This is a genomic window from Pseudoalteromonas sp. S3776 (genome assembly GCF_005886915.1).
Lineage (GTDB): Bacteria > Pseudomonadota > Gammaproteobacteria > Enterobacterales > Alteromonadaceae > Pseudoalteromonas.
Map to the genome: position 1 here is coordinate 56,680 of NZ_PNCU01000010.1, position 13,281 is coordinate 69,960.

A 13,281-nucleotide genomic window follows, 5' to 3' on the forward strand; every position below is an offset into this window, starting at 1 on the left:
ATGTTACGCCGGCGCCTACGTCAATCAGCAGAAAAAAATCAACATACAGAACGTTGGTTGGTCTCTTATGCCGATTACATGACCATTATGTTTGCTTTTTTTGTGGTTATGTATGCCATTGCCATAAACAAAGAAGAAAGTTTTCAAATCCTCTCCGACTCTTTAGAACAGGTTTTTGACAAATCAGCAAGGCAGCAATCGCAACAAGGCGAGGGTGTTACGGGTGAAGGGTTACTTACAGACCGTGTGACCCCGGAGCACGAATTATTATATGGCGAGAGCATTCAAAAACAGGAGTCTGGCCCAGAGTTGCTAGATGGACAAAGTGATACCAGTAATATAAAACAAAAACATTTAGGTAAGCCGCTAGATAGCTTATTAACTAAATTACATTCAGCACTTATAGATGAGATTCGTGATGGAGAAGCAAGTTTAGAGCTCAACCAAGATTGGCTTATTATTGAGCTAAGCTCAGGAATGTTGTTCTCAAGTGGCAGTTCCGTGGCCCACGCGCGCGCTAAACAAGTCGTAAAAATTGTAAAAGATATTATTGCCCCAGTAGATAACTACATAAGAGTAAGAGGCTACACAGATAACGAAAGTATTCGTAATGAAATGTTTCGCTCTAACTGGGAGTTGTCAGTTGCACGTGCGACCTCTATTTTAGTTGAATTAGAAACGTTAGGAATTAACCCAGCGAGAATGGCAATAGAAGGGTATGGCCAATATTCACCTTTTGCCGATAACGACACCGCAGCGGGTCGTGCAGAGAATCGAAAAGTTGTTATTGCCCTTTCTAAGTATGGCTTAGTACAGCAAACCACCGAAAATGAAGCTGAGCCTGATGAGCAAGCGCAAAAAGAAGCGCCTGAGCCAGAGGTCGAACTTCCCTCTGATGATAACGCAATTAAAATAATTCGTTTACCTCATGGTGGCATCAGGATCACCACGCGCAATGAATAGTAATTAGGACTTAATGTGAAGATTTGGACAGTAGCAAATCAAAAGGGCGGTGTAGGTAAAACCACAACGGCTGTTAGTCTTGCGGGTATTTTAGCATTGCAAGGTAAACGCGTATTACTTATTGATACCGACCCTCACGCTTCACTTACGTATTATTTTGGTATTGATTCTGAAGATTTAGAAGTCAGTGTGTACGATATTTTTGCTCGCGGCACCTCAATGCAAAGTGAAGAAATATTGCAAGCTTTGTGCCCCTCTACAATGGAAAACCTAGATATATTGCCCGCAACGATGGCTATAGCAACTCTCGATAGAAGTATGGGCAATAAAACGGGGATGGGCTTAATTTTAAAAAAAACACTTGCAAAAATTAGTGAACATTACGATTATGCGTTGCTTGATTGCCCTCCTGTTTTAGGTGTTCTAATGGTGAATGCGTTAGCTGCCAGCGAACGTATTTTAGTGCCTGTGCAAACTGAGTTTTTGGCGCTCAAAGGGCTTGATAGAATGATGCGCACTATGGAATTAATGCAAAGCTCTCAAGCGAAACAGTACCAATATACTATAATCCCTACTATGTATGATAAGCGCACAAAAGCGTCGCTTGAAGCCTACAAAACGTTGCAAAATACATATAAAGATAAAGTATGGCCAGGGGTGATCCCCGTTGATACAAAGTTTAGAGATGCAAGCCTTGCACAAAAGGTACCCATAGAGTTTTGCCCACGTTCGCGTGGGGTATACGCTTATAAAGCGTTATTAGATTATTTAATTGGACAAGGTTAATGAATGAGTAAGCAATTATTTGCTAATGAAAAAGTAATGACTCAATACTTAGGGGCGCTCTTATGCGAAGACGAACCTGAGGAAAACCTTGAGCCTGTAGCTAAACTCCTTGAACAAGTACCTAGTGCCATACAAAACGACGAGGTACTTTTAAAACCCAAAGCGCAATTAAGCGTGACCGAGCAGCTTTATTCTGAGCAAGTAAAAGAGGCTATTAGTGACGTTGAGCCCGTTCCCTCTCAAACAGCGCCTATTGAGCCTGAGCCAGTAAATACACCTGAGGTGCAAACCTTGCAAAGTACAGAGCCTGCGCCTTTACTACATAGCCAAGAAGATTACTTTGAAGGAGAATTTCAGGCTCTATTTTTTGAAGTGGCTGGCTTAACATTGGCTGTTCCTTTAAAAGCGCTTGGGGGTATTCATCAATTAGGTGAGGTAAATCATTTATTTGGTAAGCCAAAGTGGTTTAAAGGCGTTATGCTTAATAGGGATGAAAAACTAAACGTAGTTGATACCGCCCGTTGGGTAATGCCAGAAAAGTACGATGAAAAGTTAGAGGCTTCTCTTAATTATCAGTATTTAATCACCCTGGGGGATAGTAACTGGGGGTTATTGGCCGAAAAGTTAATAAATAACATTACATTGAGTAAAGAAGATGTAAAATGGCGAAAAAACAGCGGCAAACGTCCTTGGCTTGCTGGTGTTATTAAAGAAAAAATGTGTGCTTTAATAGATGTAGATAATTTAAATGCACTATTAGAAAAAGGCTTAGATAGCCGTCAGTAGTAATGACCATTACGGGGTAACAGCATGAGCGAAGATAAACTATTATCAGCGAATAAAAACGCAGATAACAACGATGAAATTTTACAGTGGGTAACGTTTAAGCTTGAAGAAGAAACCTACGGCGTAAACGTAATGCAGGTACAAGAAATTTTACGTTATACCGAAATAGCCCCAGTACCTGGTGCGCCTTCTTACGTTATTGGTATTATAAACTTACGTGGTAACGTAGTTACTGTTATTGATACTCGAGCTCGCTTTGGCTTACCAGCTGCAGATGCGACTGATAACTCTCGCATTTTAATTATTGAAGCAGAAGAGCAAGTAATTGGTATTTTAGCTGATAGTGTATCTGAGGTTGTGTACTTACGCAGCTCTGAAATCGACAGCGCCCCAAATGTTGGTACCGAAGAAAGCGCTAAATTTATTCAAGGCGTGTGTAACCGCGATAACGAATTACTTATTTTAGTCGATTTAAATAAATTACTTAGCGATGACGAATGGGATGAGTTGAGCGATATTTAAGCTTTACCACTAAAATTATGTTGTTACTTAGTATCGCAATAATAGCGCTAGGGGCTGGTTTAATATCGCTGGCGCTAATTGTTGCATTAAAAAATAAACAGTCGGCAGAGCTTAATGCAGTATCACAGCAATTAAAAGATACCTCAGAGCAAACACATATATTACGTAGTGAAGTGTCTGAGCTCAGAACAGGGCTTTTAAGTATTGGTAAGCGTGTACTTGAAGTTGAGCAACAAAATCAAGAGTTGATGCAACAACAAGCTGCTCAAAAATATGACGACCCAGACGCAAAAATATATTCTCGAGCTGTTAAAATGGTTGAGCTTGGTGCAGATTTAGATGAGGTGATACGCGAGTGCGAGCTTCCTAGGGCTGAGGCTGAACTATTATTTTCGTTACATAAACAAAAAGACGCCTAGCGTCTTTTTTGCTTTTAACTAAACACAATATCAATGTGCAGTAATACTTAATAAGAGGGAGATAAAATTCACCCATCTGTTTATGCCTTTACATTTAGCTTACCTTGAAAGTCTTGCCAGCCAGGTGGGAACTGCCCACGAAGCACGTACGAAAAAGCAATCAATTCAGCAATAACATAATAAAGCTCTTTGGGTATTTCCTCTCCCAATTCTAAGTGTGAGAGTGTTTTAGCAAGTGCTTCATCTTGGTGGATCATAATGCCTTTTTGTTTTGCAGCAGCGATTATTTCATCAGCCAACTCGCCAAACCCTTTTACACTTACTGCTGGGGTACTTCCCGCTTCATACAAGAGGCCAATAGCTGATTTATTATTTGCTGCAAAATTAGAGGAGTCAGTCATGTTATACCTTAATATTTATAATGGCATGCGATTGATAAAACGCTTGATGACTCGCATCTCCACGTTTTAAGTTTAGCTCGCCTACTTGCAAGCCATGTTGAGCTAATTTAGCCCTGAGGCTATCTAAATGAGGATGTGCAATTGCACTTACTTCTTGGCTAGAGGCTAGCAGCTGGCAATCGAGCGCTTTGTCCATAAGCTCAGCCACTATTTGTAATTGCCCTTGCTGTGCATAATCAAAATTTAATCTAACAAACCACACGTTTTTTTCGGTTTTATCTACACTGGCCTTTTTATATTGCCCTAAGGTTATTTCTGTTTGTCCCGCTTCAGGCGGAAGTTTCATTGGAAATAAAAACTGTGCTAGCGGGTTTGTGTCGTTTTGCTGGTTTGGTGTAGTTACTTGCACTTGGCTAAGGGTATTTTTAACCTGTAGTAGCTCTGGGGCAAGTTCTTGTATGTGTGTTTGTTGAAGTTGTTCTAATAGTTTATCCGCGCCATTACCTACTTTAAAAGTAGGTAAAAGCACGTTAAGTAGGGCATCCACTCCGGTGTGGTTGTTAAACGTTAGTGAAGTACTCGATTGGCTTATTATTGGCGCCGCTAAAATAGTCACCGCAAGCTGCTCAAGTCCTTTTGTAAAGCTACTTTGTAGTGTGTCGTTTGGCGTAGTAAGCGGCTGTAAGGTACTTAAAAGCTCTCGCTGTATGGTTGCTGGGTGAACATTATTACTAGAGACCATTCTATTAAAAGCTTGATTTACCAAACGTGTTAGATCAGGTGTATTTTGAGTCGCTTTACTTGCTATGTCAGTAATTTGGCTACTCAACAATGTTGTAGGGTTAGAAGCGCTATTTGGGCGCTCACTCTCTGTTGGTAAATTTAAAAGCGAAGTTAAAAGCTTGGCTTCAATCGGTTGTAATTGCTGACTTGGTGCGGTTTTAAAAAGCGAGTGAGGTAAACCGGGTTGATTCGAAGTATTTACCTGTGATGTTGTGGCATTTAATGTTTTTAAACTCAGCGGCCCAGAAGGAATGCCTTGCGTACTTATATATGTTGGTTGAGCGCTCACTGCTTGTGGCTGAGCCATGTTGTTTGCTGATTGCCATAACGACACACTGGCCTTTAGTTGCTGGGTTATTTGCACTAAAGGAGGAAGCTGCGCAAAGTGTTTAGCTAAAGGGCTGTTAGGAGTATAAGAATGATTAGCAACTTCAGCGGTTATATTTAGCTTGCTTAAATTAGGGTTTGCTAACGGGTTTATTTGTGTAGGCGTTTTGTTTACATCAAGATTAGCTTGTTGAGCCTGCAAAGGTGACGTTTTACTCGCAAAGGGTTTGCTTTCAAAGTATTTAACGGCATCGTTAATTCGCGTTTTTAAATCACTAAAGCTGCTTTGTAACCATGATTTTATAGGGCTCTGTGCACTTAACTGCGGGCTTGTTTTATCAGCGGGGGGGCTGGTTGCATTTTGCTGCTGTGATAAAACCAAGTCGGTAAAGGATTTACTAAATGAGTTGTTAAGTGCGACCTGCATATTGGGTAAGTTAGTTTTAATGAGCAGCTTATCTGCTTGATGAGTAATATTTACTGCCACGGGTTTACTGGGCAATTCACTAAGTTGTTTATTAGTGATTGGAGTGGTGAACGAGCCGCTATGCTGAGGGTGAGAAATAATAGCTAATTTAGGCGTTGCTTGTAGTTTCGCGCTAGGCAGTAAGTTAGTTAATAGCTGCGTAATTTTATGTTGGCTGAGAGTTTGAGTATGAACGGAATCAGCAAAACGGTTAATAACATTTATTTGTGCGCCTTTATTAGTGGTATTAATAAGTACCTGTAATGGCTGCTCGGTATTTAATAGTTGTGCGGTTTCTTTGTTAATTGCAATACTGGCATTAAGGCTAGGTATTATAAGCTGTGGTGACGGCGAAAGCTTAATATTAACAGGCAAGGGTTTGCTTTGTATTTCACTACCGGTACTTACATAATTTAAAAAACGCTGCAGTTGAGATGCGTTGCTAAGTGTAATATTGGTATTGTTGGGAGTTATATTTAGCTGCTTTCCATCAGCGCTGAGCTGTATGTTAGCACTTGCTATTTTGTCTGTGTTTTGAGAGGCATGGGTAATGCCTAAACGTAGTGTTTGCCAGTGTTTATCAATTAATACATCGAGTGTAATTGAACCTTTTGAAAACTGAATATTTTTAGCCGCAAGTACCTGCTCGGGTAATTGTACTAATTCGTCTGAAGTGCTCGGGGCGCTTTGGTTATTAACCAATGAATTAGATAATGTGATTTGCGTTGGATTATTCATTATTTTAAATCAAGTTTTCGCTAATTTTCGTGAATCGATTTTAAAGCAATATTCGTATTACCCTATCATTATGGTAGACTAACGCCTAATTTTTGGCATAGAGAAACGTCATCTTGTTACACATTAAGTCCGTCACCTGCATCAAGCAAGAACGTTGTTTGTTTGCGGATCTTAATTTTAGCCTAAATAGCGGTCAAATCATGCAATTAGCGGGTCCTAACGGGGCTGGCAAAACATCATTATTGCGTATTGTCGCAGGCTTTAGTGTGCCTGATGAAGGCGCTATTTTTTATAAACAGCAAGCTATTACCAAACATTATGAAGAGTACGCCAGAGACTTACTATTTATAGGCCACAAAACCGGTGTTAATGCACAGCTCAGCGCACTGGAAAACGTAAGTCATTGGTTACACATTAATGGCTATACAAATGAGCCCGACTTATATCCAATGTTAGCTAAGCTTGGCTTAGTGGGCCTTGAAGATGTGCCAGTAAGAATGCTCTCTGCAGGGCAGCAGCGTCGTGTCGCTTTAGTGCGCTTATGGTTAAGCGATGCAAAACTATGGGTGCTTGATGAACCCTTTACTGCACTTGATAAAAATGGCGTTGCATTTTTACAACAACGTTTTTCTGAGCATTTAAAAAGTGGTGGCGCTATTTTACTCACAACCCATCAAGATTTAACAACACAGTTTGAAAACCTACAAACGGTGACCTTGGAGTATCGTTACTGATGACTCGTCAACATTCATATTGGCTGCTGTTTAGTGCGGTATTTAGTAAAGATGTAAAGCTTGCGTTTCGCCAGCGTGCTGAAATTATCAATCCTATCTTGTTTTTTCTCATTGTTATTTCGTTATTTCCGTTAGCAATAGGCCCAGAGCCCGGTCTATTAAACAGAATGGCGCCAGGTATTATTTGGGTAGCCGCTTTGCTCTCTACTATGCTTGGGCTCGATAAATTATTCAGAGACGACTATAACGATGGCTCGTTGGAGCAGTTAATCGCTTCATCGTATCCGCTATCCCTCACCGTGTTGGCCAAAGTCGCGGCGCATTGGGTTGTTACCGGTTTACCATTAGTATTAATGACACCGTTATTTGCTTTATTGCTTAATTTAGAGAGCTCAGCGCTGTTAGCCACCGTATTAACATTATTATTAGGCACGCCATTATTAAGCTTTATTGGTGCTATTGGGGCTGGCCTTACTGTGGGATTACAAAAAGGCGGCATTTTAATGAGCCTATTAGTGTTGCCTTTGTATATCCCTGTTTTAATTTTTGCAACGTCAGCCATTGATACCAGTACTATGTCGCTGGATTATAGCGGGCAGCTTGCCATTCTTGGGGCCATGTTAGTAGTTGCTATTATGTGTGCACCCATCGCCATATCGTCAGCATTAAAAGTGAGTGTAAGTTAATATGTGGAAGTGGTTACATCCCTACGCAAAAGCAGAGCGCGCATATCAATTATGTAATACGTTACTGCCTTATTTTGCCGTTGTTACGGTTATAAGTATGCTTGTTGGTTGGATTTGGGGCTTAGGTTTTGCGCCAGCTGATTACCAACAAAAAGACAGTTACCGTATTATTTTCATTCATGTACCGTCGGCTATTTTGTCTATGGGCGCATATTCTTCTATGGCTATTGCAGCCGTGGTTGCTTTAGTGTGGCAATTACGTAACGCCGAACTTGCAGTCATTGCTATTGCCCCGGTAGGAGCATGTGTAACTGCTATTGCGTTAATTACAGGCGCAGCATGGGGCAAACCTATGTGGGGCGCTTGGTGGGTGTGGGATGCACGTTTAACCTCTGAGCTTATTTTATTATTTTTATACTTAGGTGTACTTTCGCTTTATCATGCATTTGAAGATAAAAAGTCAGCAGGGCGAGCGGCGTCTATTTTGGCCATTGTTGGGGTTATTAACCTACCTATTATTCATTATTCTGTTGAGTGGTGGAATACCCTACATCAAGGCGCAACAATCACAAAGTTTGACACCAAAGCTATTGACCCTAGTATGTTTTGGCCGCTTATGGTGAATATTTTAGCGTTTGGTGCTTTTGTTGGCACTGTAACGTTAATTCGTTTAAAAAATGAAATATTACAACGTGAAAAGCATCGACCGTGGGTTCGAGCCTTGTTAAGTAAGGGGTAAATTATGCAGTTTGACTCTTTTTCTGATTTTATTGCAATGGGGGGCTACGGGTTTTACGTGTGGCTTTCTTTTGGTACGTGCGCCTTAATTTTGTTGGGCATTTTATTTAGCTCTTTACGTGATACAAAACGTATTATGGCCTCAGTAGAGCAGCAAGTTGCGCGCGAAGCGCGAATTAAAAAAGCGAAGCAGGAACAAATCTCATGAACCCTAGACGTAAAAAACGCCTATTGGTAATTATTGCTGTGTTGTTTGGCATTGGTGCTTCTATAGGCTTAGTACTTTATGCACTTCAAGAAAACATTAACTTGTTTTACACACCGAGCGAGCTAATAGAAGGCAAAGGCCCAGATAAAGAAAAACCGCAAATAGGGCAAAAGTTGCGTATAGGCGGTATGGTTGTGCCAGGTTCTGTTATTCGTAATGAACAAAGTTTGCAAGTCAGCTTTAAACTAATAGATACAGGGCCATTGGTTACAATTAAATACCAGGGCATTTTGCCTGACTTATTTCGCGAAGGCCAAGGTATTGTAGCGCAAGGTGTGCTTGTAGAGCCAAACGTGATTGAAGCTTTTGAAGTACTGGCTAAGCATGATGAAGAATACATGCCAGCAGAAGTAGCAGAAGCCGTAAAGGGAATTAAACACGAAAAACCAAAATACAACCTAGATAGCGGTAGCTAATATGATCCCAGAACTTGGTTATTTTTCTTTAACGCTTGCCATGGTGTTAAGCGTTTTACTGTGTATTTTTCCGCTGTGGGGCGCACATACCGGTAATCTTCGTTTAATGCGTGCGGCCCCGTCTTTAGCCGTAGGGCAATTTGTATTTGTCCTTCTCTCATTTGCTGCGCTTATCTATGCCAGCTTAACAGATGACTTTACGGTATCTTATGTAGCGTATCATTCAAGTAGTACCTTGCCTTGGTATTATAAAATCACCTCTACATGGGGTGGGCACGAAGGTGCGATTTTACTGTGGCTTGTAATGCAAGCAGGGTGGAGCGCCGTGGTTGCTATACGCTCTAAAGCACTGCCTTGGGTATTACGTGCACGTGTTTTAGGCGTGCTTGGCTTTTTAGGTGTGGGTTTTATGATGTACACACTACTGCTTTCGAGCCCATTTGAGCGTTTACTGCCATATTTTCCTGTTGAAGGACGTGATTTAAATCCACTATTACAAGACCCTGGTATGATCATTCATCCACCGTTACTTTATATGGGATATGTAGGATTATCGGTTGCGTTTTCCTTTGCTATTGCAGCACTTTTAACCGGTAAACTTGATAACACTTGGGCTAAATGGTCACGCCCATGGACGATGACTGCTTGGGGCTTTTTAAGTTTAGGAATAACCATAGGTAGCTGGTGGGCTTACTCTGAGCTTGGCTGGGGTGGCTGGTGGTTTTGGGATCCGGTAGAAAATGCATCGCTCATGCCTTGGCTAGTCGCTACGGCTTTATTGCACTCTCTGAGCGTGACAGAAAAACGCGGTGTATTTAAATCGTGGACTGTGCTGCTTGCTATCGCTGCATTCTCGCTGAGCTTATTAGGTACTTTTATTGTTCGCTCGGGCATTATTGTATCGGTGCATGCATTTGCCACAGACCCCGATAGAGGTTTATTTATTTTAGCCTTTTTAGGCATTGTGGTTGGTGGCGGTTTATCGTTGTATGCGCTGCGCGTATCACAAGTTAAGAGTGAAGGTCGTTACAAGTTTGTATCTCGCGAAGTAGCGTTGTGGTTAAACAATATATTCTTAGTCGTGGCTACATTAATTGTTCTTTTAGGTACTTTATTACCTATGGTACACAAAGAAATGGGTCTAGGCAGTATTTCTATTGGCGAACCGTTCTTTAATAAAATGTTCGCCATTTTATTAGTACCTTTTGCCATATTAATGGGAATAGGGCCTTTTCTTCGCTGGAAACAAAATAAGTGGGCTGTACTACAAAATAAAGTATTCGTAGGCGTGCTAGTAAGTGTTGTTATTACCTGTGCGTGGTTGTTCTCAAGCTACGATGTAGTAAAACCGCTTACATTACTAGCCACCACCTTAGGTGTGTGGGTTGCTGTCTCTACTGCCATAGATTTATATGCTAAGGCGTCGGTTCACGGAACACTAAAAGAAGGCGTTAAGCGTTTAGGGGTCAGCTACTGGGCGATGGTGCTAGGTCATGTTGGTTTAGCATTTGTTATTGCGGGTGTTACGCTGACTTCGGCGTACTCGGTAGAGCGTGATGTGTCTATGAAGCAAGGCGATATTGTTACGCTAAACCAATACGAATACCGATTTGATGGTGTTAAATCAATACGCGGCCCTAACTACAGTGGTCATGCTGGTGTCGTGTCGGTATTTAATGACAATGAACTAGTGACTGAGCTGCATGCAGAAAAGCGTAAATACGATATTGGTATGCAATTTATGACCGAAGCGGCAATTGATGCTGGTTTTACTCGTGACCTATATTTAGCGCTGGGTGAGCAATTAAGCAAAGGGGCATGGTCACTGCGTATTTATCACAAACCGTTTGTGCGTTGGATGTGGATAGGCGGTGTACTTATATCGCTTGCAGGGTTTATGATTTTATTTGATAAACGCTACCGTACCTCAGCAAGTACACGTAAAAAAGCGTTGGAGAATGCGTAATGAACCGTAAAATTTTAGCTTTAGCGCCGTTATTAATATTCATATTTTTATGTGTATTCTTATATCAAGGTTTGTTTGCCAACCCGCGTGAAATTCAAACCGGAAGACTAGGCCAAACGATGCCTGCGTTTAACCTGCCGGATTTAATGCAAGATAATAAGCGCTGGACAGATGAAAGCCTAAAAGGCGAAGTTTATTTACTTAATGTATGGGGGACTTGGTGCCCTACATGTTTAGTTGAACTAGGGTATTTAACTAAGCTACGCGAGCAAGGCGTAAAAATTATTGGTTTGTACTATGTACAAGGGTACGATGCCGATTTTGATGGCCCATTTGATATGCAAGCTTTGCGCACCGATGTGAGCGATATGCTCAGCCGTGCTGGCGACCCATACCAATTTAATATTTTAGACTTGCACCGTACCTTGTCATTAGATTTAGGTGTATCGGGTGCCCCTGAAACATTTTTAGTGGATAAAACGGGTAAAATTTTATTACACCATACGGGAGATCTAAATCCGCGCGTATGGCGTGCTAAATTTGCCCCGGTTATGCAGGAGCTAAATTAATGCGAGTGTTTTTATTAACCCTGAGCTTTTTTATAAGTATGGCAGTGTATGCCGAGCAAGATCGCTATCAGTTTGACAATAACCAACAAGCCGTGCGCTTTGAAGAGTTAACTAAAGAGCTTAGGTGCCCTAAATGTCAAAACCAAAATATTGCAGACTCTGATGCCATTGTTGCAAAAGATTTACGCGACAAGGTACTTGCGCTGGTAAAAGAGGGTAAAACAAAAGACGAAGTTATCGATTACATGATAGACAGATACGGTTATTTTGTTCATTACGACCCGCCTGTGACACCAGCTACATTAGTGCTGTGGGTTTTACCTGTACTTATTGTAATTTTGGGGTTTGGTTTTATTGTAATTCGTCAACGTAAGGCGTCAGTTAAGCAAACCTGGAACAGCGACGATGAAGCAAGACTTGCTAAATTAATTGCAGAAAATAAACGCCAGGAGCAAATTTAATGATTTTAATGTGGGCGTGTTTTGCCTTACTCATACTCATTGCACTGGCATTTATTATGGTGCCTTTTTTAAAAAAAGAGCGCGTTCAAACCATTACTCACAATGCTAATGCAGAATTGATCAGCATTTACGAGCAGCGTTTAGTTGAGCTGCAAAATGACTTAGATAATCAACGTATTGATGCACAAAGTCATAACGAATCTGTTATTGAATTAAAGCGTCGTTTATTGAACGAGCTATCACCAGAAAAATCGCTTAATAGCAAAGGTAATAATCGTATTTTTGCTTTAACTGGCGCAGCATTTTTATTAGCCCTCACCGGTGTTTTTTACACCTTTACAGGGAGCCAACAACAAATAGCCGCGTGGTATGATGCAATGGATAACCTTGCTGATTATGGCGAGCGTGCTGTAATGCAAAAAGGTGAGCCACTTACTCAAAACGAGTTACAAGCCTTTGCTTTAGCTTTGCGTACTAAACTTAGCGAATCTGGTGATGACGAAGTTGCATGGATGTTACTCGGGCGTGTAGCTATGTCGTTAAACGAATTCGACATGGCACAGCAATCGTTTGATAAAGCACTGCGAATAAACCCTGACAACATGCAAGTACTCATTAGCTACAGCCAAGTTTTACTGCTTGAAGGTAGTGAAGAGAATATGACGCGTGCAGCGGGTATGCTATCTAAAGTGCTAAAGGTTGAGCCGACAAATCTTGATGCTATTTCCTTATTAGCGCTCATTGCTTATGAGCGCAAGGACTGGCCGCAAGCTAAAGCGGCGTTCGAGGTACTACTTGCTAGCATGGATGAAAGCGATACGCGTTACTCAATGATAGCGCAGCGTATTTCTGATATTGAACAACAAATGCAAAATGAGGGTTCTGTAATGCCTGTCTCTGCTAACAGTGCTATTAATGTTACTGTGAGCTTAGCAGATGAGCTTTTAGATAAGCAGCCACAGCAGGGGACTTTATTTATTTTTGCAAAGGCTGCTCAAGGCTCTCCTATGCCGCTAGCGGTTGTTAAACTTAATGAATACAGTTTTCCGCTCACAGTGCAACTCACTGATGCTAATGCAATGGTTGATGGGTTAAACTTATCAAGTGCAAAAGATATTGTGATTACAGCGCGGATCTCAATAGATGAGTCAGTTATGCCAAGTAGTGGTGAGTTAGAGGGTCACTCTGAGGCACTGCAACGTGAAAACGTAAGTGACTACCAACTTCAAATTAATACATTAATACCTTAAGG

Annotated in this window: 16 protein-coding genes; 14 read left to right on the plus strand and 2 right to left on the minus strand. The window is 41.3% G+C overall.

The genetic code is table 11. The annotated features are described in order from the left end of the window. From CWC16_RS05700 to CWC16_RS05720, 5 genes are read left to right on the plus strand one after another with little or no spacing between them, the layout of a single operon-like run. Entirely contained in the window at positions 1 to 963 is a 963-nt protein-coding gene (locus CWC16_RS05700) for a flagellar motor protein MotB (protein ID WP_138540827.1), read from the plus strand. 15 nt (positions 964 to 978) lie between these two features. Next, positions 979 to 1,749 carry a ParA family protein gene (locus CWC16_RS05705; protein WP_004588314.1) on the plus strand — a complete coding sequence of 257 codons (771 nt, stop codon included), beginning with the start codon at positions 979 to 981 and terminating at the stop codon, positions 1,747 to 1,749. Positions 1,750 to 1,752: 3 nt separating this feature from the next. After that, the gene (locus tag CWC16_RS05710) at positions 1,753 to 2,535 is read left to right on the plus strand and encodes a chemotaxis protein CheW (RefSeq protein WP_138540828.1); all 783 of its coding nucleotides are present in this window, start codon (positions 1,753 to 1,755) and stop codon (positions 2,533 to 2,535) included. A gap of 24 nt (positions 2,536 to 2,559) precedes the next feature. Then, entirely contained in the window at positions 2,560 to 3,057 is a 498-nt protein-coding gene (locus CWC16_RS05715; RefSeq protein WP_055018072.1) for a chemotaxis protein CheW, read from the plus strand. Positions 3,058 to 3,074: 17 nt separating this feature from the next. After that, entirely contained in the window at positions 3,075 to 3,476 is a 402-nt protein-coding gene (locus tag CWC16_RS05720) for a DUF2802 domain-containing protein (RefSeq protein ID WP_055018073.1), read from the plus strand. Between the two features lie 80 nt (positions 3,477 to 3,556). Here the strand turns inward: CWC16_RS05720 and CWC16_RS05725 are convergent, their stop codons facing one another. Together CWC16_RS05725 and fliK are read right to left on the minus strand one after the other, a co-directional pair. After that, positions 3,557 to 3,877, minus strand: a complete 321-nt coding sequence (locus tag CWC16_RS05725) for an EscU/YscU/HrcU family type III secretion system export apparatus switch protein (RefSeq protein ID WP_138540829.1) — start codon at positions 3,875 to 3,877, stop codon at positions 3,557 to 3,559. Position 3,878: 1 nt separating this feature from the next. Further along, positions 3,879 to 6,191 carry a flagellar hook-length control protein FliK gene (gene fliK / locus CWC16_RS05730; protein WP_138540830.1) on the minus strand — a complete coding sequence of 771 codons (2,313 nt, stop codon included), beginning with the start codon at positions 6,189 to 6,191 and terminating at the stop codon, positions 3,879 to 3,881. Between the two features lie 113 nt (positions 6,192 to 6,304). On the opposite strand from fliK, the gene ccmA reads away from it, so the two are divergent. Genes ccmA through ccmI form a run of 9 tightly spaced genes read left to right on the plus strand, consistent with a single transcriptional unit; the run spans position 6,305 to position 13,279 of the window. After that, positions 6,305 to 6,925: a cytochrome c biogenesis heme-transporting ATPase CcmA gene (gene ccmA / locus CWC16_RS05735; RefSeq protein ID WP_138540831.1), complete on the plus strand. Its 621-nt coding sequence runs from the start codon at positions 6,305 to 6,307 to the stop codon at positions 6,923 to 6,925. After that, entirely contained in the window at positions 6,925 to 7,611 is a 687-nt protein-coding gene (gene ccmB / locus CWC16_RS05740; protein ID WP_004588321.1) for a heme exporter protein CcmB, read from the plus strand. Before ccmA ends, ccmB begins: the two co-directional genes overlap by 1 nt. 1 nt (position 7,612) lies before the next feature. After that, the gene (locus CWC16_RS05745) at positions 7,613 to 8,350 is read left to right on the plus strand and encodes a heme ABC transporter permease (protein WP_138540832.1); all 738 of its coding nucleotides are present in this window, start codon (positions 7,613 to 7,615) and stop codon (positions 8,348 to 8,350) included. Positions 8,351 to 8,353: 3 nt separating this feature from the next. Beyond that, the gene (ccmD, locus tag CWC16_RS05750) at positions 8,354 to 8,557 is read left to right on the plus strand and encodes a heme exporter protein CcmD (RefSeq protein ID WP_004588323.1); all 204 of its coding nucleotides are present in this window, start codon (positions 8,354 to 8,356) and stop codon (positions 8,555 to 8,557) included. Further along, entirely contained in the window at positions 8,554 to 9,033 is a 480-nt protein-coding gene (gene ccmE, locus CWC16_RS05755) for a cytochrome c maturation protein CcmE (protein WP_055015944.1), read from the plus strand. Before ccmD ends, ccmE begins: the two co-directional genes overlap by 4 nt. Position 9,034: 1 nt before the next feature. Continuing rightward, positions 9,035 to 10,999: a heme lyase CcmF/NrfE family subunit gene (locus tag CWC16_RS05760; protein ID WP_138540833.1), complete on the plus strand. Its 1,965-nt coding sequence runs from the start codon at positions 9,035 to 9,037 to the stop codon at positions 10,997 to 10,999. Then, a complete protein-coding gene (locus CWC16_RS05765) occupies positions 10,999 to 11,568 on the plus strand; it encodes a redoxin family protein (RefSeq protein ID WP_138540834.1) in 570 nt (189 codons plus the stop codon). The genes CWC16_RS05760 and CWC16_RS05765 overlap by 1 nt, the downstream gene beginning before the upstream one ends. Further along, the gene (locus CWC16_RS05770; RefSeq protein ID WP_055015946.1) at positions 11,568 to 12,029 is read left to right on the plus strand and encodes a cytochrome c-type biogenesis protein; all 462 of its coding nucleotides are present in this window, start codon (positions 11,568 to 11,570) and stop codon (positions 12,027 to 12,029) included. Before CWC16_RS05765 ends, CWC16_RS05770 begins: the two co-directional genes overlap by 1 nt. Beyond that, positions 12,029 to 13,279 (plus strand): c-type cytochrome biogenesis protein CcmI, encoded by a 1,251-nt coding sequence (gene ccmI / locus CWC16_RS05775; protein WP_138540835.1) that lies wholly within the window; start codon positions 12,029 to 12,031, stop codon positions 13,277 to 13,279. Before CWC16_RS05770 ends, ccmI begins: the two co-directional genes overlap by 1 nt. Positions 13,280 to 13,281 lie beyond the last annotated feature (2 nt).